17 protein-coding genes are annotated in these 19,779 nt (G+C 60.1%); 6 read left to right on the forward strand and 11 right to left on the reverse strand.

Annotated features, from left to right (window positions below; translation table 11 throughout):
- Positions 1-44 precede the first annotated feature (44 nt).
- Entirely contained in the window at positions 45-1,478 is a 1,434-nt protein-coding gene (locus KGB03_RS01975; protein WP_111449291.1) for a TolC family outer membrane protein, read from the forward strand.
- A 125-nt stretch (positions 1,479-1,603) separates the two neighbouring features.
- On the opposite strand, the gene waaA is transcribed toward KGB03_RS01975, so the two are convergent.
- Positions 1,604-2,881, reverse strand: coding sequence for a lipid IV(A) 3-deoxy-D-manno-octulosonic acid transferase (gene waaA / locus KGB03_RS01980; RefSeq protein ID WP_218536946.1), 1,278 nt, complete (start codon positions 2,879-2,881; stop codon positions 1,604-1,606).
- Between the two features lie 11 nt (positions 2,882-2,892).
- A complete protein-coding gene (locus tag KGB03_RS01985; protein ID WP_223526121.1) occupies positions 2,893-3,795 on the reverse strand; it encodes a LysR family transcriptional regulator in 903 nt (300 codons plus the stop codon).
- A 103-nt stretch (positions 3,796-3,898) separates the two neighbouring features.
- Here KGB03_RS01985 and KGB03_RS01990 point away from each other — a divergent pair, with 103 nt between their 5' ends.
- The 4 genes from KGB03_RS01990 (at position 3,899) to KGB03_RS02005 (ending at position 7,435) form a co-directional block, all read left to right on the forward strand.
- Positions 3,899-4,231 (forward strand): DMT family transporter, encoded by a 333-nt coding sequence (locus KGB03_RS01990; protein WP_008146221.1) that lies wholly within the window; start codon positions 3,899-3,901, stop codon positions 4,229-4,231.
- Positions 4,232-4,446: 215 nt separating this feature from the next.
- On the forward strand, positions 4,447-5,625 hold the full coding sequence (locus KGB03_RS01995) for an NAD(P)/FAD-dependent oxidoreductase (protein ID WP_223526123.1): 1,179 nt from the start codon (positions 4,447-4,449) through the stop codon (positions 5,623-5,625).
- Complete coding sequence (locus KGB03_RS02000; RefSeq protein ID WP_223526126.1) at positions 5,622-6,434, forward strand: aldo/keto reductase; 813 nt, start codon at positions 5,622-5,624, stop codon at positions 6,432-6,434. The genes KGB03_RS01995 and KGB03_RS02000 overlap by 4 nt, the downstream gene beginning before the upstream one ends.
- 32 nt (positions 6,435-6,466) lie before the next feature.
- Complete coding sequence (locus KGB03_RS02005; RefSeq protein WP_008146227.1) at positions 6,467-7,435, forward strand: hypothetical protein; 969 nt, start codon at positions 6,467-6,469, stop codon at positions 7,433-7,435.
- A gap of 45 nt (positions 7,436-7,480) precedes the next feature.
- On the opposite strand, the gene hldE is transcribed toward KGB03_RS02005, so the two are convergent.
- Positions 7,481-8,905, reverse strand: a complete 1,425-nt coding sequence (gene hldE, locus KGB03_RS02010) for a bifunctional D-glycero-beta-D-manno-heptose-7-phosphate kinase/D-glycero-beta-D-manno-heptose 1-phosphate adenylyltransferase HldE (protein WP_223526128.1) — start codon at positions 8,903-8,905, stop codon at positions 7,481-7,483.
- 123 nt (positions 8,906-9,028) lie between these two features.
- Positions 9,029-10,831: a lipid A export permease/ATP-binding protein MsbA gene (msbA, locus tag KGB03_RS02015; RefSeq protein WP_192409956.1), complete on the reverse strand. Its 1,803-nt coding sequence runs from the start codon at positions 10,829-10,831 to the stop codon at positions 9,029-9,031.
- 115 nt (positions 10,832-10,946) lie between these two features.
- On the opposite strand from msbA, the gene KGB03_RS02020 reads away from it, so the two are divergent.
- Positions 10,947-11,588, forward strand: coding sequence for a toluene tolerance protein (locus KGB03_RS02020; RefSeq protein WP_218536940.1), 642 nt, complete (start codon positions 10,947-10,949; stop codon positions 11,586-11,588).
- A gap of 42 nt (positions 11,589-11,630) precedes the next feature.
- Here KGB03_RS02020 and KGB03_RS02025 read toward each other — a convergent pair whose 3' ends face one another.
- From KGB03_RS02025 to KGB03_RS02055, 7 genes are read right to left on the reverse strand one after another with little or no spacing between them, the layout of a single operon-like run.
- A complete protein-coding gene (locus tag KGB03_RS02025; RefSeq protein ID WP_223526130.1) occupies positions 11,631-12,758 on the reverse strand; it encodes an O-antigen ligase domain-containing protein in 1,128 nt (375 codons plus the stop codon).
- A gap of 25 nt (positions 12,759-12,783) precedes the next feature.
- Positions 12,784-13,551: a glycosyltransferase family 2 protein gene (locus tag KGB03_RS02030; RefSeq protein ID WP_192409953.1), complete on the reverse strand. Its 768-nt coding sequence runs from the start codon at positions 13,549-13,551 to the stop codon at positions 12,784-12,786.
- 39 nt (positions 13,552-13,590) lie between these two features.
- Positions 13,591-14,547 carry a glycosyltransferase gene (locus tag KGB03_RS02035; RefSeq protein ID WP_192409952.1) on the reverse strand — a complete coding sequence of 319 codons (957 nt, stop codon included), beginning with the start codon at positions 14,545-14,547 and terminating at the stop codon, positions 13,591-13,593.
- The gene (locus KGB03_RS02040) at positions 14,544-15,974 is read right to left on the reverse strand and encodes a PIG-L deacetylase family protein (protein WP_223526132.1); all 1,431 of its coding nucleotides are present in this window, start codon (positions 15,972-15,974) and stop codon (positions 14,544-14,546) included. Before KGB03_RS02040 ends, KGB03_RS02035 begins: the two co-directional genes overlap by 4 nt.
- A gap of 8 nt (positions 15,975-15,982) precedes the next feature.
- Positions 15,983-16,879, reverse strand: a complete 897-nt coding sequence (locus KGB03_RS02045) for an antimicrobial resistance protein Mig-14 (protein WP_111449305.1) — start codon at positions 16,877-16,879, stop codon at positions 15,983-15,985.
- The gene (locus KGB03_RS02050; protein WP_218536936.1) at positions 16,879-18,009 is read right to left on the reverse strand and encodes a glycosyltransferase; all 1,131 of its coding nucleotides are present in this window, start codon (positions 18,007-18,009) and stop codon (positions 16,879-16,881) included. The genes KGB03_RS02045 and KGB03_RS02050 overlap by 1 nt, the downstream gene beginning before the upstream one ends.
- A complete protein-coding gene (locus KGB03_RS02055) occupies positions 17,993-19,750 on the reverse strand; it encodes a carbamoyltransferase (protein ID WP_111449307.1) in 1,758 nt (585 codons plus the stop codon). Before KGB03_RS02055 ends, KGB03_RS02050 begins: the two co-directional genes overlap by 17 nt.
- Between the last annotated feature and the right edge of the window lie 29 nt (positions 19,751-19,779).

A 19,779-nucleotide genomic window follows, 5' to 3' on the forward strand; every position in this document is an offset into this window, starting at 1 on the left:
CCTTGGCGCTCAAATTATCAGCGTAATTTTTTAGGGATGGCCTCATGCTGCGCAAACTTTCACTGGCCCTTGCCGTGTCTTGTGCGTCCAATGGAATGGCCTGGGCAGCAGAAGCGCCCTTATCGACCAAGAACGATCTGGTCAGCGTCTATCAGGAAGCGGTGGACAACAACGCCGACCTTGCTGCAGCCATCGCTCAATATGGCGCCCAGAAAGAAGTCGTGCCCCAGGCCCGCGCCGGGCTGCTGCCCAATCTCTCTGGCGGCGCCGAACTTGCCAACGTACGCACGGTGATCGATCAGCCTTCGGCTACCGCCAACCGCAATGCTCATTCCTATCAGGCGACCCTGGCGCAACCGCTGTTCCGTGCTGATCGCTGGTTCCAGTTCCAGGCCGCCAAAGACGTTAACGAACAGGCTGCGTTGCAGCTCTCGGCAACCCAGCAAAACCTGATCCTGCAATCTGCCGTCAGCTACTTCAATGTCTTGCGAACCCAGGACAACCTGGCGTCAACCAAGGCCGAAGAAGCCGCGTTCAAACGCCAGCTCGATCAGTCCAACGAACGCTTCGACGTCGGTCTCTCGGACAAAACCGATGTGCTGCAATCGCAAGCCAGCTACGACACCGCCCGCGCCAACCGAATCGTCGCCCAGCGCCAGGTCGATGATGCGTTCGAAGCGCTGATCACCCTGACCAACCGTCAGTACAACTCGATCTGGGGCATTGCCCATACCTTGCCGATCCTGCCGCCAGCACCGAACGACGCCAAGGCCTGGGTCGATACGGCAGCCAGACAGAACCTCAATCTGCTCGCGAGCAACTACGCCGTCAGCGCCGCCGAAGAAACCCTCAAGCAGCGCAAGGCCGGCCATGCGCCCACCGTGGATGCCGTGGCGAAATACGAGAAAGGTGACAACGACGCTCTGGGCTTCAGCAACCCGAACGCCTTCGGCCAGCCTTACGGTGGCAACGTCGAGCAAACGACGGTTGGCCTGCAACTGAACATCCCGATCTACAGCGGCGGCCTGATCAATTCCCAGGTGCGTCAATCGTATGCGCAGCTGGATCAGTCCGAGCAGCAACGTGAATCCCTGCGCCGGCAAGTGGTGGAAAGCACCCGCAATCTGCATCGCGCAGTGAACACCGACGTTGAGCAGGTACAGGCGCGCAAGCAGTCGATCATCTCCAACCAGAGCGCGGTGGAAGCGACCGAAATCGGTTATCAGGTGGGCACACGGAACATCGTCGACGTGCTGGATGCCCAGCGTCAGCTGTACACCTCGGTGCGCGACTACAACAACACGCGTTACGACTACATCCTCGACAACCTGCGTTTGAAACAGGCCGCGGGCACGTTGAACCCAGGGGATTTGCAGGACCTGGCGCGCTATCTCAAGGCTGATTACAACCCGGATAAAGACTTCCTGCCGCCGGATCTGGCGAAGGCTGCGGCGGAGCAACTCAAAGCCCGCCCCTGACAGCAAAAGCAAAAAGCATTCGCGAGCAAGCCCGCTCCCACATTAGCCCCTGCCCTACACAAATTTTGTGTTCGCAGGAGATCCAATGTGGGAGCGGGCTTGCTCGCGAATGAAGACAACCCGGTCTAACGCTCGATCAACCGCCCCAACCCATCCAGCAACCGCTGCAACGCGCCCTGATTGGTGCGCATGACTTTCAGCCCCGCCTCCGCCATCCGCTGCGCATCGCGCGGCAACTCGAACAGCCGCTGCACCGCCAGCGCCAGACCTTCGGCATCCTCCACTTCCTGCAACGCCCCGGCACTGCGCAGTTGCGCGGCGATTTCGAGGAAGTTAAACAGGTGCGGTCCGCTCAACACCGGTTTGGCCAGAGCCGCCGGCTCCAGCAGGTTGTGCCCGCCGTTCGGCACCAGACTGCCGCCGACAAACGCGCTGTCCGCCAGCGCATACAGAAACAGCAACTCGCCCATGGTGTCGCCCAGCAGCACCGAAGTTTGCGCGGTGACCGGGTCGCCAGTGGAGCGACGGACCGTGGCGAAACCCTGTTGCCGACACAGCTCGAACACCGGGTTGAAACGCTCTGGATGACGCGGCACCAGAATCAGCAACGCATCGGGATGATTGGCGAGCAACTGGCGATGAGCCGCCAGCACTACTTCGTCTTCGCCTTCGTGCGTACTGGCCGCAATCCACACCGGACGCTCCTGCGCCTGCCATTGCGCACGCAACTCGGCGGCACGCTGAAGCAGTGCCGGGTCGATGGTCAGGTCGAACTTGATCGAGCCGGTCACTTCCACGGTTTGCGAACGCGCACCCAAATTGCGGAAGCGCTGGGCCTCGGTCTCGGTCTGCACCGCGAACAGGCTCATCTCGGCGAGCATCGGCTGGGTCAGTTTGCCGAAGCGGCCATAGCCCTTGGCCGAACGCTCGGACAGTCGCGCATTGGCCAGGGCCACGGGAATCCCACGCCTGGCGCACTGATGGATATGGTTCGGCCAGAGCTCGGTTTCCATAATCACCGCCAGTTTCGGCTGGACCCGATCAAGGAATCGCTTCGCTGCGCAAGGCAAGTCGTAAGGCAAATAGCAGTGCTGGATGCGCGGTTCATTGGCGAACAGCGCGTGGATGCGCTCCGATCCGGTCGGGGTCATGCAGGTCACGGTAATGGGCAACTGTGGATAACGTTGCAGCAAGGCGCGAATCATCGGCGCCGCGGCAATGCTTTCGCCCACCGACACCGCGTGCACCCAGATGCCGCCCGTTTTCATCGCCGGTAACCCGAGGGAGAAACGTTCGCCAATGCGCTTGGCGTACGCCGGCGCCTTGCGCGCCCGCAGCCACAGCCGAATCGCTACCAGTGGCAGCCCCAGGTAAAACAGCGCGGTGTAGAGAGTTCTATTCATGGCGGCGGAGTTTATCGGCTTTTTTCACCGATCGTCTGCAAGTGCACGGCAAAACGTTCCGCCAGCCAACGAGCCGCCGGCCCCAGAGGCTCATCGCGGCGCCAGACCAGCTCCACCACCAGCGCTGGCGGGGTCCATTCACTGACCAGTTCAATCATTAGGCCCTGATACGCCGGGTACTGCACCACGTGGCGCGGCAGCCAGGCCCAGCCGAGGCCGCGCACCAGCCATTCAGCCATCACGTAAAAACTGTCGGCCCGCCAGACTTGCGGGCTGGCCGGTTCGCTTCCGGGATAGACACTCGACTGTGTGGACATCAGCAACTGACGATGCTGCGCCAGTTGCTGACAATCGACCTGAGCCTGCTTCGCCAATGGATGCCCGACGCCGCACACCGTGACCATTTCAACGCTGCCCAACACCCGCCGCTCGAGCGCTTCGGGAATCTGGTCGTGATAAAACAGCAACCCCAGATCGGCCCGACGCTCCACCAGTTTGCGCGCGACATCGCCCTGGGCCGCGCTGGTCAGTTGCACTTCAAGGCTGGGAAATTGTTGAGCCAGGGCTTCGAAGCTTTCGATGATCGGCTGATAAGGCATCGCCTCATCCTGGGCCACACGCAAACGCGCCTCCTGGCCGCGCATCATGGCCAGCGCCCGACCGTTAAGGCGTTCGCATTGACGCAGCACTTCACGCGCCTCATCCAGCAACGCGTTACCGGCCGCGGTGAGCTTCGGCTGGCGGCCGCTGCTACGGTCGAACAGGCTGACGCCCAGGTCCTCTTCCAGCAGCGCAATCGAACTGCTGACCGCCGACTGCGCCTTGCGCTGATCCCGCGCTACCGCAGAAAACGAACGCTGCTCCGCTACGCTGACAAACAGCCGCAGTTGCTCCAGATTCCATTGCGTGTTCATGGCTCAACCCATCTTCAGAACAGATAGGTAATGACTTTACCGCATCTGGGGAATCTCTAAAATGCCGACCTCAGAAAGCAACACTTCACACGAGGATGCACCTATGACCGCTTACTACTACCTGGCCATTGCCATCTGCGCCGAAGTGATCGCCACCGTTTCGATGAAAGCGGTCAAAGGCTTCAGCACCCCGCTGCCGCTGATTCTGGTTATTGTCGGTTATGGCATCGCCTTCTGGATGCTCACGCTGGTGGTGCGCAGCGTTCCGGTGGGCGTGGCTTACGCGGTGTGGGCCGGCATGGGGATCGTGATGGTCAGCGTTGCGGCGCTGTTCATCTACGGGCAGAAACTGGATGTGCCGGCGATGATGGGGATGGCCTTGATCGTATTGGGCGTCGTTGTCATCCAACTCTTCTCCAAAACCGCCGGGCATTAAGACCTGAATCACGATCCAGTGTGGGAGCGGCGGTGCGGCGATCCGACTTGCTCGCGAATGCAGTGTGCCAGCCGACACAAATGTCGCCTGACATACCGCTTTCGCGAGCAAGCCCGCTCCCACAGGGTTTTGCGTTTGACCTGTTGATCACCAACAAATCCCCTCTTCGTCGAGTCTGTATACTGCGCCCTCGTCTTGAATACTGAGGTCGCTGCATGCCATCCGTTATTTCCACCGACGTTTTGATTGTCGGCGCTGGTGTCGCCGGCCTCTGGCTGAATGCGCGCCTGCGCCGCCAGGGTTTTTCGACCGTGCTGGTGGAAAGCGCCAGCCTCGGTGGCGGGCAAAGCTTGAAATCCCAAGGCATCATCCATGGCGGCGCCAAGTACGCATTGCATGGCGCCTTGACCGGCGCCTCGGAAGCCATCGCCGACATGCCTCGGCGCTGGCGCGAAGCCCTGGCCGGTAACGGCGAACTGGACCTGACCGGCGTGCGCCTGCTGTCCGAAGCCCATTACCTCTGGTCCCCCGGCACGATCGCCGGCAATCTCACCAGTTTCTTCGCCAGCAAGGCCGTGCGCGGCCGTGTCGATCAGGTCAAGGGCGAGCAATTGCCGCCCGCCCTGCAAGACAAGCGCTTCAAGGGCAAGGTCTATCGTCTGGCGGAACTGGTGATCGATGTGCCGAGCCTGATCCGGCGCCTGGCCGATCTGGCGGGTGACGGCCTGCTTGCCGGTCAGAACATCGAACCGTTGCTGGAGGGTGGAAAACTGGTCGGCCTGAAGGTCGACGAGCGCGAGATTCGTGCCCAGCGCATCGTCTTCAGCGCCGGCGCTGGCACGGCAGCGCTGCTCGAAGCCCTGGGATTGAGCCAGCCCGCCATGCAACGCCGTTCGTTGCACATGATCATCGTCAAGGGTCCGGGGCTCAAACCGCTGTATGCCCACTGCCTGGGTGGCGGCACCAAGCCGCGCATTACCGTGACCACCCATCCGGCCGCCGATGGTCAATGGGTCTGGTACCTGGGCGGCGATATCGCTGAAGCCGAAGGTGTCGCCCGCGAACCCGCCGAGCAAATTGCCACCGCGCAGAAAGAACTCGGCCAGTTGCTGCCATGGATCGACCTGAGCACAGCGCAATGGGCCACCCTTCGAGTGGATCGCGCCGAGCCGTTGCAATCGGGACTGACCCGTCCTGACAATGCATTCCTTGCCGAAGAAGGCCGGCTGCTGGTCGGTTGGCCAACCAAACTGGCGTTGGCTCCGGACTTTGCTGATCGCGTCATCGCGTCCTTGCAGCGCGACGGCATCCAGCCAAGCCATCCGGTGGCGCCGCTGCCCGACCTGCCAAAACCGCCGATGGGCGTCCCTGCCTGGGAGCAATTGCTGCCATGAGCCAACCGACCCTGCACAATCTGCACCGCCCGTTGGGCAGCACCGGCCTACTGGTTTCGCCACTGGGGCTGGGCACGGTCAAACTCGGCCGTGACCAAGGCGTGAAATACCCCAACGGCTTCCAGATTCCCGATGACGACGAAGCGCGCATGCTGCTCAAACTCGCGCGCGACCTGGGCATCAACCTGATCGACACGGCCCCGGCCTATGGTCGCAGCGAAGAACGCCTAGGTCCGTTGCTGCGGGGTCAGCGCCAGGACTGGGTGATCGTCAGCAAGGTCGGCGAAGAGTTTGCCGACGGCCAGTCGAGGCACGATTTCAGCGCCGCCCACACCCGGCGGTCGGTGGAACGTAGTCTGCAACGGCTGGAAACGGATTTCATCGATCTGGTGCTGGTGCACTCCGACGGCAACGACCTGGCCATCCTCAACGACTGTGAAGTCTATGCGACCCTCGCCGAGCTGAAGAGCGAAGGCAAGATTCGCGGCTTCGGTTTTTCCGGCAAAACCGTCGAAGGTGGTTTGAAGGCTCTGGAACAAGGTGATTGCGCGATGGTCACCTACAATCTGAACCAGCAGAACGAGAAGCCGGTCATTGACTATGCTGCTGCTCACGGCAAAGCCATTCTGGTCAAAAAAGCCCTCGCCAGCGGTCATGTTTGCCTGAGCCCGGGGGTGGACCCTGTCCGCGCCAGCTTCGAGTTGTTGTTTGAACATCCGGGTGTTGCCAGTGCTATTGTCGGGACCATCAATCCGCTGCACCTCGCCCATAACGTCGCGACCGTTGCCCAGGTCCTACGTCGAAACTGATGCCGCCCACGCGGCCTTAAGCAGGAGCCGACATGCCGCGTACGCTCATAAGAAAGAACCCGAGCAACTTCAAGACCCTGCCGTTATTCGTCGAAGCGACTCCCGAAGGCCTGAGTTATCAAAGCGTCGGGATGCCACTCAATTTCTCCCAGACGCTGCAACGGCGCCGCCCGGTGACGGTCGCCGACACTCAGCGGTTTTCGCTTGAGCTGGCCAATCTCGGGGTTTCGGTGCGCCTGACCCTGCATTGGCAGAACCGCGATTACTGGGTGTTGGTGCGTCAGCGTCGGCAAGACCGCGGCGACGTGGTGCTCAAGCTGATCTCCGGTTACGTGCCCGCCCATGAGCTGAACCTGCCGCTGCACACCGCGATTCAGGAAATTGCCGAAGAGTGCCTGCTGGAAACCCCGGAAGGCTGGCTCGGCGGTCGCTTCAATGACACCTGGCTGCCGGCGCCCTACTCGTCCGCGCTGCATTACCGTGAAGCCCTGCCGTTTCGCCTGACGCCGTTGTCCGGTTCGGCGCGGCCGGTGCGTTGCGCCAAGATGCAGTTGATCGAACGTCCGCGGGCTTACGTGCATTTGCCGACGGCCTCGCTGCAATTGATCTATGACTTGCGCCTCGACGTGCCCAAGGAGGCTAAATCCCTGAGCCTGTTCCATGTCGACGAGCGACTGGAAGGCGATCAACTGGTGGCCCGGCTCGATCGGAAACGTCCCGATTTGTACTTGATGCCGCTGCAGGATGGCCAACCGATGGCCGAGCTCTACACCTTGAAAAAGGATCAGCTGTACCCGGCGAGTACTCGCGGGTTGTACCTGGCAGAGAGTTTTGCCCAGCAGGAAGGCTGGCTGGTGAGGGATGAGCGGATTCGCTGGAAGGATTGGGTGCGGCAGCAGGGCTTGAGCCCGCCGGGGAAAGATTCAGGTTTGGCGCGATTACGTGGGAAGGCGAAGCAATTGTTGAAGAGAATCGTACCGCGGAAAAAGGTCAGCTCCTGATTGATCGTTCCCACGCAGACGTGTTCGACGTGGGAACGATCAGTGTTACTCGGACTTGCGGATCTTCTCGACAATCGCGGTAGTCGAGCTGTTTTCCACCAGCCCCAGCACTTTCACCTTTCCGCCGTAAGCGGTCACGATGTCCGCGCCGACAACCTGCTCGATTCCGTAGTCCCCGCCCTTGACCAGCACATCCGGCTTGACCTCACGCAGCAGGTTTTCCGGAGTGCCTTCAGCGAAGCTGATCACCCAATCCACGGCGCCCAGACCTGCCAGTACGGCCATGCGACGGTCGACGCTGTTGATCGGACGACCCGGGCCTTTCAGGCGGCTGACCGACGCATCGTCGTTGACCGCAACGATCAAGCGATCGCCCTGAGCCCGCGCCTGTTCGAGGTAGGTCACGTGGCCGGCGTGCAAAATGTCGAAGCAGCCGTTGGTGAAGACGATCTTCTCTTTATGCGCACGCGCATCATCGACCGCCAGCAACAGTTGCTCCAGGCCGAGTACGCCGCGCTCCGAACCTTCTTCACGCTGGATGGCGCGACGCAGTTCCGGCGCGCTGATGGCTGCCGTACCGAGTTTGCCGACCACGATACCCGCCGCCAGGTTGGCCAGGGCCACCGCGTGGGGCAGTTCTTCACCAGCGGCAATGGCGGCCGCCAAGGTGGAAATCACCGTGTCGCCGGCACCGGTCACATCGAACACTTCACGGGCACGGGCCGGCAGGTGCAGCGCCGGATGATCCGGACGCAACAGGGTCATGCCGTGTTCGCCGCGGGTGACCAGCAATGCGCCAAGGTCAAGGTCGTGCATCAGCTGCGCGCCCTTGCTCACCAGTTCGTGCTCATCGGCGCAACCGCCGACGATGGTTTCGAATTCGCTGAGATTCGGGGTGATCAGGCTCGCACCACGGTAGATCGAGAAATCCTTGCCCTTGGGATCGGCCAGCACCGGAATGCCACGGGCACGGGCCGCCTGGATCAGCACCTGATGGTTTTTCAGCGCGCCTTTGCCATAGTCGGACAGCACCAGCACCTTGATGCCTTCGAGCAATTCGTCGACTTGCTCGCCCAACGCCAGCGCGTCGGTGGCGAACGGTTCTTCGAAGTCGATACGCAGCAGTTGCTGGTGACGGCTCATGACCCGCAGCTTGACGATGGTCGGTTGGTGCGCAATGCGCTGGAACAACGCCCGTACGCCAGCGCCTTTGAGGCTATTGGCCAGACTGTCGGCGGCTTCATCGTCGCCGGTCACGCCGACCAGCGAGGCCGGTGCGCCGAGGGCGGCAATGTTCAACGCAACGTTGGCGGCACCGCCCGGGCGGTCCTCGATTTGCTCGACCTTGACTACCGGTACCGGCGCCTCAGGGGAAATCCGTGAGGTACCACCATGCCAGTAACGGTCGAGCATGACATCGCCGACCACCAAGACAGGGGCTTGATCGAATCGCGGCATGGACAACTTCATGGAGCAACCCACATACAAAATGAACAGGGGCGCGATATTAACACAGGGTTGGCGTGGGCTTGCGCATGGCATTAATGAGAGGATTTTTTGCGGCCGCCACCCCTCGGTGGCGGCCAGCGGGGGTCAGGCGATACCCGCAGTAACCGGCTCGTCCAGGCCCATAGCATGCAGGCGGGAGTAGTAGCCGTTTTGCGCCAGCAGTTGAGCGTGGGTGCCGCGCTCGACGATTTCGCCATGATCCATGACCAGGATCAGGTCGGCTTTCTCGATGGTCGACAACCGGTGAGCAATCACCAGTGTGGTGCGACCTTTCATGACCTGATCCAGTGCCGCCTGAATGTGCCGCTCGGACTCGGTGTCGAGCGCCGACGTTGCCTCGTCGAGAATCAGTAACGGTGCGTTCTTCAACAAGGCCCGGGCAATCGCCAGGCGCTGACGCTGGCCACCGGACAGCAACACGCCGTTTTCCCCGACCTGGGTGTCCAGGCCCTGCGGCATCTCCGCAATGAAGTCCATCGCGTAAGCATCCTTGGCAGCCTTTTCAATGTCGGCACGTGGTGCGCCGGCCAGGTCACCGTAAGCGATGTTGTTGGCGATGGTGTCGTTGAACAGGGTTACATGCTGCGTCACCTGCGCCACGTGTCGACGCAGATTGCGCAGACGATAGTCTTCGACTTCCACGTCATCGAGCATGATTTCGCCGGTTTCGTGGTGATAGAAGCGCGGAATCAGGCTGGCCAGGGTCGACTTGCCACTACCCGAGCGACCGACCAGGGCAATCATTTGCCCCGGTGCCGCCGTGAAGCTGATGTTCTTCAGCACTTCACGCTCGGTCCCTGGATAGGTGAAGCTCAGGTTGCGCACTTCCAGGTGGCCGCTGACGCGATCACGCTCGACGGTACCCTGGTCAATCTCGGGCTCGACGTCCAGTTGCTCGAAAATGCTCTCGGCACCGGCAACGCCTTTCTGAATTGTCGAGCTGACTTCCGACAGCTGCCGAATCGGCTTGGGCAGCAGGCCCGCCGCGGTGATGTAGGCCACCAGGTCACCGGCGGTGGCATCGCCGCGCAGGAACAGCACCAGGAACATCAGCACTGCCATGGCGGTGTAGATCACCAATTGCAGCATGGGCGTGTAGACCGCACCGGTCTTGGTCATGCGCAGTTGCTTGTCGGTGTTGCCCTGGCTGGCTTCGGCGAAACGACGTTCTTCATAGCTCTCGCCACCGAAGCTGCGCACCACGCGATAGCCCTGAATGGTTTCGGAGGCCACGTGAGTCACGTCGCCCATCGCCACCTGGATTTTCTTGCTCTGCTTGCGGAATTTTTTGCTGGTGCTGCTCACCATAATCGCGATGATTGGCAGGATCGCCAGCATCACCAGGGTCAGTTTCCAGTTCATCCACAACAGGTAAGCAAACAGGAACACCACGGTCAGGCCTTCACGAATGACCACTTTGATGGCGTCCGTGGCAGCACCGGTGACCATGGTCACGTTGAAGGTGATGCGCGAAATCAGGTGCCCGGAGTTATGGGTGTCGAAATAACGATTGGGCAATACCAGCAACTTGTTGAACAGCTCGACACGCAAGTCGTGGACCAGCCCCAACGACACTTTGGCCAGGTAATAGTTACCCAGAAACGATCCCAGGCCTTGCCAGGCGGCGATCAGGATGATCAGCAGCGGCACGGCCATCAGCAACTGCAAGTCTTTCAGGTAGGGAACAGTCGGGAAGAGCACCGCTTCAGGGTTGCTCAGACCATCGACGAAATATTTGAGAATCCCTGCGAGCATGGGCTGCGTCGAGGCAAAAATCACAAAGCCGACGATACTGATGGCAAACATGCCCCAGTACGGGCGCACATACGACAGCAGGCGCAGGTAAATCTTCAAGCTCGACGGCGCAGGCGAATCAGGGCTGGTCATGAGAACCCGTTGTATGAGAAAAGAGCCCGCGAGTGTAACACAGGCCATTTTAGTCGCTGAGCTGCGGTAACATGGCCGGCTATCCATGCCTCACGGCGCCCAACCCGGAGTATTGATGCAAGCGCTTGATCACACCCGATATCTCGCCCTGCGCGAGGGAGCACAAGTCCTTGAAGCGGATGGTTCGGGGGACAAGGTTCTGCGGTTGACGGACGGTTCAATACTCAAACTGTTTCGCCGCAAACGCCTGCTGACGTCGGCCGCGTGGTACCCGTACGCCAAACGCTTTGCCGACAACTGCGATGCGTTGCGTGAACGGCACATCCCCTGCCCGTCGATTCGTCAGGTTTACCGTATTGCGAGTATCGAGCGCGATGCCGTGCACTACGATCCACTGCCGGGCCAGACCCTGCGTCAGCTGCTGGACATTGAGGGCGATGCCGATCCGTTGCGCGGCCAATTGGGGGTCTTCATGGCCACTTTGCATGAGCGGGGGATTTATTTTCGCTCGGCGCACCTGGGCAACATCGTGCTCACACCCGAGCATCAGCTGGGCCTGATCGACATCGCCGACATGCGGGTGTATCGACGTCCGCTGCGCAAGACTCTGCGGCTGCGCAACTTCAAGCATATGGTGCGCTACCCGCAAGATCGGCAATGGTTGCTCGACGATCGCGGCGAAGTCTTCATGCACAATTATGGCCAGACCCAGAGCATCTGCTCCCCGGAGGAGCTGAGCGTCGCCCTGCAAAAATGATCTGAGCGCCTTCGCTTCCGGGGAGGAAGCGAAGGCCAGGCATTACGCCAGCGCGGGTTGTCGCGCCTTCAGCACGCGAGACAGGATCATCGCTGCGGGCAGCAGTACCAGTGGCCACAACTCGTCAGGGTTACCAATCAGCAAACTGCCATCGAAGTTCAGCATCACCAGCGCACACGCCAGGTACATACCCCACACGTCGCGCAGACGCCAGGCCTGCCAAAGGGAGGCGGCCATCAGCGCTACGAACAACGCCAGAGCGACTCCGCCGCTGTACAGCCCCAGTGCTACGAAAATGTTGTGCGGATGCTGAATCGGCATCCAGCCATCGAGTACCTGGGTGGTGTGGAAGTTGATGCCACAGCCCAGTGCCCAGCCGCAGTGGCGCCACTCGCCGACCATGATATGGAAAATCTCGATGCGATATGAATCACCTCGGTTCCAGAGGGACTGGTACCAGGCTTCGTTGTGCACCACCAGGAACAGCAGGCCTAAAACGATTGCGCAAATTGCCACCGCACCGCCTACCAGCCGCGGCTTGTGGTAAATACCGTAAAGCACCCAGAGACTAAACAGGAACACAGCCCCCACAAACGCAGTACGCGTCTGCAGGACGAAGGCTACCGCGAACACTGACAAAACGATGGCCAGGCCAGCTTCGATGTACTTTCGGTCCCTGAGCCAGATTGGCAGCGCCAGCGCCAACGCACAGAACAGCCAAATGCTGGCGTAGATGACGTTCTCCAGGCGCGCCGGAAGCAGCGCCACCCGACCGCCGACGGCGAACTCACCGGTGGCCCAACCGTAGAGCGCGCTGCCGAAAATGTACAACGTCAGAATCCAGAACTGAGCGCGAACAAACGCCGCACTGCGGAAGAACTGCGGATCGGTGAAGGCGCCGGCCACCATGACGAACATCAGTACATAGAAGACGTGTTTGTAGAACTGCATCTGCCCTGCAATCGTCGCAGGCACCAGAAACCATAGAATGAACGCCAGCCAACCCCACGCCAGCGGCTCCTTGAGCAAGCCCGCACCGCGTTCCTTGATCAGGAAGATCAGGCCCGGCAATACCATCAAGGCGTAGAACAGGTTGTTGGTCCACTTCGACGACCAGCCCACCACAAAGCTCAAAAGGAACAAACAGAGCGCCGTTCCGAAATACACCATGGTGTTCTTTCCTGGCCTCATGCCGCTAAATTCCATGTAGCACCCAACCTATTGCCAGACCCAAGATAAGAGCTGCGATCAGCTTCAGCCGATCGAGACGTTTACGCCGTAATTTGTTCTCCCGCTCCTTCGGGACCACCACATGCTCACCGAAACCGGTGTGTAACACCGCGTCATTTTCCAGAATCAACGCGTAGCGGTTTTCGCCAGCATACAGACGCGACAGGTCTTTCTCCCCGGAAAATCCGGAATACGGTGCATGCATCAAGTAATCCGCGCGACGGCGCAGCCCTGGATTAAAGGAAAAACCTTGCCACTCGGCTTTTTGCGAGCCCAGTACGTAGAAAGGAATGCCATGGCTGACTTTGCGCTCGTTCAGGAACACGTAAGGGCTGTGAACCATCAGGTCATGATTGAAGCTGCGCAGCCACACTTGCAGTGCCTGCGGATCTTCCTCCAGCAGGCATTGGGACTCTTCGATGAACCCTTCGCGGTAGAAGTCCCAGTCGTCTTCACAGTGGAAAATCCACGATGTCTGAACCTGAGCATAAGCGGCATCGATGGACCGCAACTGCCCCAGGCGTGGCTTGTTGATGAAGAACTGGGTATGCGCCCTCCAGTGCTCCGGAATACAGGCCTCTACGGCGCTGTCGCCGGAGTCCTCTGTAATGAACACCTTACGGATGGGAGCCGTGTTGAACCGGTCGAACGTCTCGAGGGTACGCTTCAACAGATCGAAGCGACCGCAACTAGTGATTACAACCGAAATGTCGCTAGTCTCGCTGAACAGCATTTATTTGCACCGCACCATAGGTTGTTTAATTGCCCGGCTTCACAGCCCCAGCGACAAGCGTAATTTTTCTTTCCAGCCTAGCGGGACATGCTCGCGCAGCGGCGCACGCAGGGCGTCGACAATCGCATGCCCTACAGCCCGGAACGTGTAACGCTGCTCTACCAAAGCCTGTCCGGCCAATGAAATGGTCTCGGTCAGCTGGGGGGACTCGCGCAACACCGCCAGTTTTTCCCTGAGTTCGTCGCGGGTTCGATAGAGCACGATGTTGTGCATATCGACAAACCCCAGCGCGCGATTCTCGGCTTCCCCTTGATCGTAAGCAAACAGCACACAACCACAGGCCATGGCCTCGAAATTCTTGATCATGTATTCGCCCATGCCGACGTCGGCACTCACGAAGTAACGGATCCGGCTCAACGTCTCGCAGTATTCTTCACCCGACTTGGTGCGGGTGATCAGCAGGTTTTCCACTTCGGCCACGGACTCGAGCATGGCCTTGCGCCCGGCATACGCCACGCTGTTGAGACTGCCGACAAAACCCAGCTCGATATCCCGTTCACGCTGGCAGTTTTGCAACAGTGCCTGATCGTAGCCCTTGGGCACGAAATGCGCGTCAAACCCTTCCTCGCGCAAGCGCTGGCTGACCATGAAGCCCGAGCTGATCACCCGCGCCCAAGGCAGCTTGCGGTAATGGGCGCTGAACTTGCCGGTGTACTTGCACGGGATGTAGTTCTGGTACGCATCGTGTTCCAGAATAACCAGATTGGGCAGGGTTTGTATGAACCTCACCTGTCTGATTTCTTTTTTGAAGCGCAGGAAAAAAACAATCCGGTCGTAGCGGGTCACATCGACATGCTTGCGAAAATATCCACGCAAGTCGTCCTGCTCCGCGCTGGTCAGCTCACGCTTGTCGCAGTCGCAATGCTCGGCGATACCGTCATACAGTCGATCGAGGATCGCTCGCTGCTCTTTCTGCACCAGAAACAGAACTTTCAATTGGTCTCTCTCTTTCCAGACAGCTCTTGGACCCAGAATAATTCGTGGCGTCGCACCGCTTTACGGAAGAACTCGTTTTCGCCGAAAGCCGGCCAGCGTCGGGCCGCCAGACAGCGTTGTATCGCCCGGCGAAGTAGACGCTTGAGGGGAAGTCGGGGCTGAAGGTCGTGCATCATGCCCAACGACATAGCCTTGTGCCACTGCTTTTCAGCCGACAAACAAAGCGCCCAGGGCCGCAACGGTTCGTGATCATTGATCTGTGGCGGCAGTGTTACACCGGTACCGGCATCACCCATTGGCCAGCGATCGTTGTCGTGTAGATGATTGGCGTAATGCAATAAGGTTTCGGGCTGCCAGGCTGTACCGTTCAGTGCCTGCATCACCGCTTGCTGTGAGCATAGATGGTCTGGGTGCGGGTCGAAACGCGGATGTGGCAAAACGATGACCTGAGGCTGGATACGCTCGATCAACTCACTCAGGTCGGCCAGCAGATTGTTCCAGGACGGTATGCCATCGACGTCACTGCCCAGGGCAAACGGATTGAACCGTCGAAAATATCGGGTATCCCCCAGTTGTGCCTCACGGGACACCACGGCCTCGGTCGGCGTGCTTTGCATGGCGGGCAATTGCAGGCAGAAATACCCCAACTGAATGCAGCGTTCCTGAGGTACACCGCCCCACAGCGGTACGCTCAGACTGTCCCAGGCGCGAAGCGAGCCTTTCAACCGAGACGCTTCGACACCATTGAGCCCCATCTGCTGATAGTGCCCGGCCTCTATTTCACCGGCGGTCAGGGTCACGATCCAACTTTGACTGGCGCTGCTGTACAAGCCGAATGCGGCCAACTCGGCATCGTCGGCATGGGGCGCGATCACCATCACCCGTTGACGGCTGTAATCCGGATGCTCGAACACCCTGAGCACCGGCTCACCCAGCAGTCGGCAGAATCGCCCGCGCAGGCGTAACTCACCTTGCGACAGAACGTGCGCCTGACCACTGAGGTTGAGGTAACGCAGGCCGTTCACACCACGCTCGAACGTTTGCCGGTCCGGGTGGTCCCCCCCCGACAACTCGACCACGGGATCGATGAAGCGGCCCAGCCAAGTGCTTTTTATCCGCAGCGCCAAGACCAGCGTGGCGTCGTCGACCAGCATGACAGCGTCGTCCAGGCGCAAACGCTCACCGTCAAGATGAACCTTGGGCTGCTGGGTGTACGGTGGAAAGCTGTACTGATAATCGTCTTTGGGCGAATAAAACAAATGGTCGGCAAACCATGCCTCGTGGGCAATCCAGCCCAGAACCGCGAGCACCAACGGCAGCCACCAGCTCACCAGCACACCCATGGCAATCAAAAGCACCAGCGCGATGAGCAGACCGATGCGTTTGTTGCGCCGATGGCGCTTGAGCAATTGCTGTTTGCGGTTCATGGGCTGACTCATACGGTGAACACCGGCACAGGATTGCACCAGCGATCCTTGTATTCACGGTCGGCGCGGCCGAAAGAAAAGCGCAAGGGTTTGTCCAACGCCCGGGCATGCTCCCAGGCGCTTTGCGTATTGAGAAAACTCAGCACGCTGCCCGGACTGAATTCGCGGGTTTCAGGATCGACGCCGCCATTGATGTACTCGACGCTGATCCACTGCGGTGTCTCGACACGGTAGACCAGTTGAATCGCTATTGGCGCATCGTTGAGGAAAATCACCGAGCCGATCAGCAAATCACGCAGCAACTCGATGACCTCAGCCATGCGCTCGGCCCCCGTCGCCGGGAAGCCCCAGCGACGCTGGAACAGGTCGCAATAGATCGCCGCCAGTTCACTGCTGGAAAACTCGGCGACCGGCCGAACCACTCCGCCCGCTTCTTCCAGCAATCGCAATTCACGGCGCTGGTTGTAGCGAAACTTCTTCGACAGTTCTTCGGGAGTGCGGGCCATCGCCAACTGTTCAGCCTGCAACTTGATGCCGGTGAAGCGGCCTTCATTCAGCGCCGACAGGTAGCGTCCACGATGACGTAGCGGCGCTTGTGCATCGGCTGCGGCCGGCAGGATGAACTCGGCATTACCGAGGTCGAACAGGCCTTTTTTACCGCAGCGTTTGAGTACGTCCTTGGACAACGCGAGGTCGCGCCCCCAGGTCGGGATCGCGGCTTTGACTTCACCGTTTTGCTCCCAGGCCAGGTAGCGCACAGGAATGTCGGCCAACTGCGAAAGCCGCTCGACCACCATGGGATGAGTGGCGACGCTGCCGCCATATCGTTGCCAGGCCTGGGCATATGTCGAGGCGTCGACTACCGCCCAGCCACGTTCGCGCCAGCCTTGAAATCGGTTGAGCATCAGCCCCTCGGCGCCAGTTCGGTAACGTGCGGCAAACGCCAGAAGGCATCGCGTACCGCGCGGTCGGAGAAGCGCTCACGCAAGCGATCGAGCATCAGCTCGGCACACTGGTGACGCTGCTGCTCGTCCATCGCGGCCAGATGTTGCAGTCCTTGAGCCAAGTGTTCGGCATCGCCCAGCGGGAACAGAATACCGACACCCTCGACCACTTCCTTCGCCCCGCCACACGCCGTGGCGAGCAAGGGCACGCCGGCAGCCATGGCTTCCAGCAGCACCATGCCGAACGGTTCGTGATCGGAACTCAGGGCGAACACATCGAAGGCACGGAAATAACGCCGTGCTTCAGGCACCTGCCCGAGAAACAGCACCCGGTCGCCAATGCCCAACTCACGGGCCAGGGCCTTGAGGTCCTGTTCCAGTCGACCGGCACCGAGAATCACCAATTGACTGCTCGCCGGCAAACCCGGCAATGCCGCAGCAAAACCGTGCAGCAGCGTGGTCTGATCCTTGTCCGGATGCAGCCGTCCGACATTGCCGACAACCCAGGCATCCGGCGCCAGGCCGAGGGTTTCCCGGGCCTCGCGAACCGACACCTGGCTGTCCTGCAAGGTCTGCACATCGATACGGTTATAGAGCGTCTGAATCCGCGCCGTCGGCCACTTCGGCAGGCAATGGCGCATGTCGTCGCGCACGGCATCGGAAACCCCGAGCAGGCTCAGGCGCTTGCGGAAAATATTGGCGAAGAGTTTGCGCGTGCCGCGCTTGTAATCGTCAAACGCGTGATGCACGCCAATCACCGGCAACGACGTGCCGAGCAAGGCGATATAAATAGGCTTGAAACGGTGAGCGATGCAAAAACTGAAATTGCGCGAGGCAGCGATCTTGCGCAGATCGCTGATGGCGCCCAGCTTCAGGCCACGAATGGCCTTGGAGCTGTATTCCATGAACAGCACTTCATCGCAAGCGCAGCCCGCGGCAACTTCGGCATCGGCAGCCCCGGTCAGAAACACCGTGGTCACCCGATAACCGGTCCCCGCGAACAGGCTGGCGTACTGCCGGGCGCAGTCCAGAAACGGCCCGTCATAGCCGTGACAGAACTGCAACACATGGCGTTCAGCCGAGCGTGTCATATGCGTCCGCGCCCTCTTTGACCACCAGGATGTCTTCCATGATCAGATACTGTAGATCGGAACCGAAGAACATGTTCAGGGCGTCCGTTGGCGAGCAGATCATCGGTTCGCCACGACGGTTGAGCGAGGTATTCAGCGACACGCCGTTGCCGGTCAGTACTTCCAGCGCCTTCATCATGTCGTAGTAACGCGGGTTGTATTCGCGCTTGAGCACCTGGGCCCGGGACGTACCGTCTTCGTGGACGACTTCCGGTACGCGGGTTTTCCACTCTTCTGCCACTTCGAAGGTGAAGGTCATGAACGGCGCCGGGTGGTCGACCTTGATCATCTGCGGGGCCACGGTGTCGAGCATCGACGGGCAGAAAGGCCTCCAGCGCTCGCGGAACTTGATCTGGTGGTTGATGCGGTCAGCCACGCCAGTCGCACTCGGGCAACCAATGATCGAACGACCGCCCAAGGCGCGCGGACCGAACTCCATGCGGCCCTGGAACCAGGCTACCGGGTTGCCATCGACCATGATTTTGGCGATGTTTTCCGGCATGTTCTCAAGCTTGCGCCAGACCGGCTTGCTCGGGTGACGGGCACACGCGGCGAGCACGTCTTCGTTGGTGTACGACGGGCCGAGGTAGACGTGTTCCATCTTCTCGACCGGCACACCACGGGCGTGGGACACATAGGCCGCCGCGCCGACCGCGGTGCCGGCATCGCCGGACGCTGGCTGCACGAACAGTTCTTTAACGTCATCGCGGGCGATGATTTTCTGGTTCAGCTTGACGTTCAACGCACAGCCACCGGCGAAGGCCAGCTTGCCGGTTTCCTTGAGCACGTCGCCCAGGTAATGGTCGATCATCTGCAGCGAGATCTTTTCGAACAGCGCTTGCATGCTCGCGGCGTAATGGATGTACGGCTCGTCAGCGATGTCGCCTTCGCGCTTCGGCCCCAGCCACTCGATCAGCTTCGGCGAGAAGTAGAAACCTTTGCCTTTCTCTTTATAACGACGCAGGCCGATGACGTTGGCGTAGTCGGTGTTGATCACCAGCTCGCCGTTCTCGAACGAAGCCAGGCGCGAGAAATCGTATTTGCTGGCGTCACCATACGGCGCCATGCCCATGACCTTGAACTCACCGTCGAGCATCTCGAAACCGAGGAACTCGGTGATCGCGCCGTACAGGCCGCCGAGGGAGTCCGGATCGAAGAATTCCTTGATCTTGTGGATCTTGCCGTTTTCGCCGTAACCGAAAAAGGTCGTGGCGTACTCACCCTTGCCATCGATCCCCAGGATCGCGGTTTTCTCTTTGAAACCGGAGCAGTGATAAGCGCTAGAGGCGTGAGCCAGGTGATGCTCGACCGGCTCGATCTTGATTTTCTTCGGATCGAAACCCAATTGCTCGAGGCACCAGACAATCTTGTTGCGATAGCGCTTGTAGCGACGGTTGCCCATCAGGATTGCGTCGAGCGCGCGGTCCGGGGCGTACCAGTAACGTTTGGCGTAATGCCAGCGAGCCTTGCCGAACAGGCTGATCGGCGCGAACGGGATCGCTACCACATCAACGTCGGATGGCTTGATGCCGGCCTGCTCGAGGCAGAACTTCGCCGACTCGTAGGGCATGCGGTTCTTTGCATGTTTATCGCGCACAAAGCGCTCTTCCTCAGCCGCCGCGACCAGCTTGCCGTCGATGTACAACGCTGCGGAAGGATCATGGCTAAGGGCGCCGGACAGGCCAAGAATCGTCAATGCCACAGGGGTCTAGCCTCTTTAGTCTGCATGCA

Source organism: Pseudomonas sp. BF-B-26 (genome assembly GCF_019956495.1).
In the GTDB taxonomy this organism is placed as follows: domain Bacteria; phylum Pseudomonadota; class Gammaproteobacteria; order Pseudomonadales; family Pseudomonadaceae; genus Aquipseudomonas.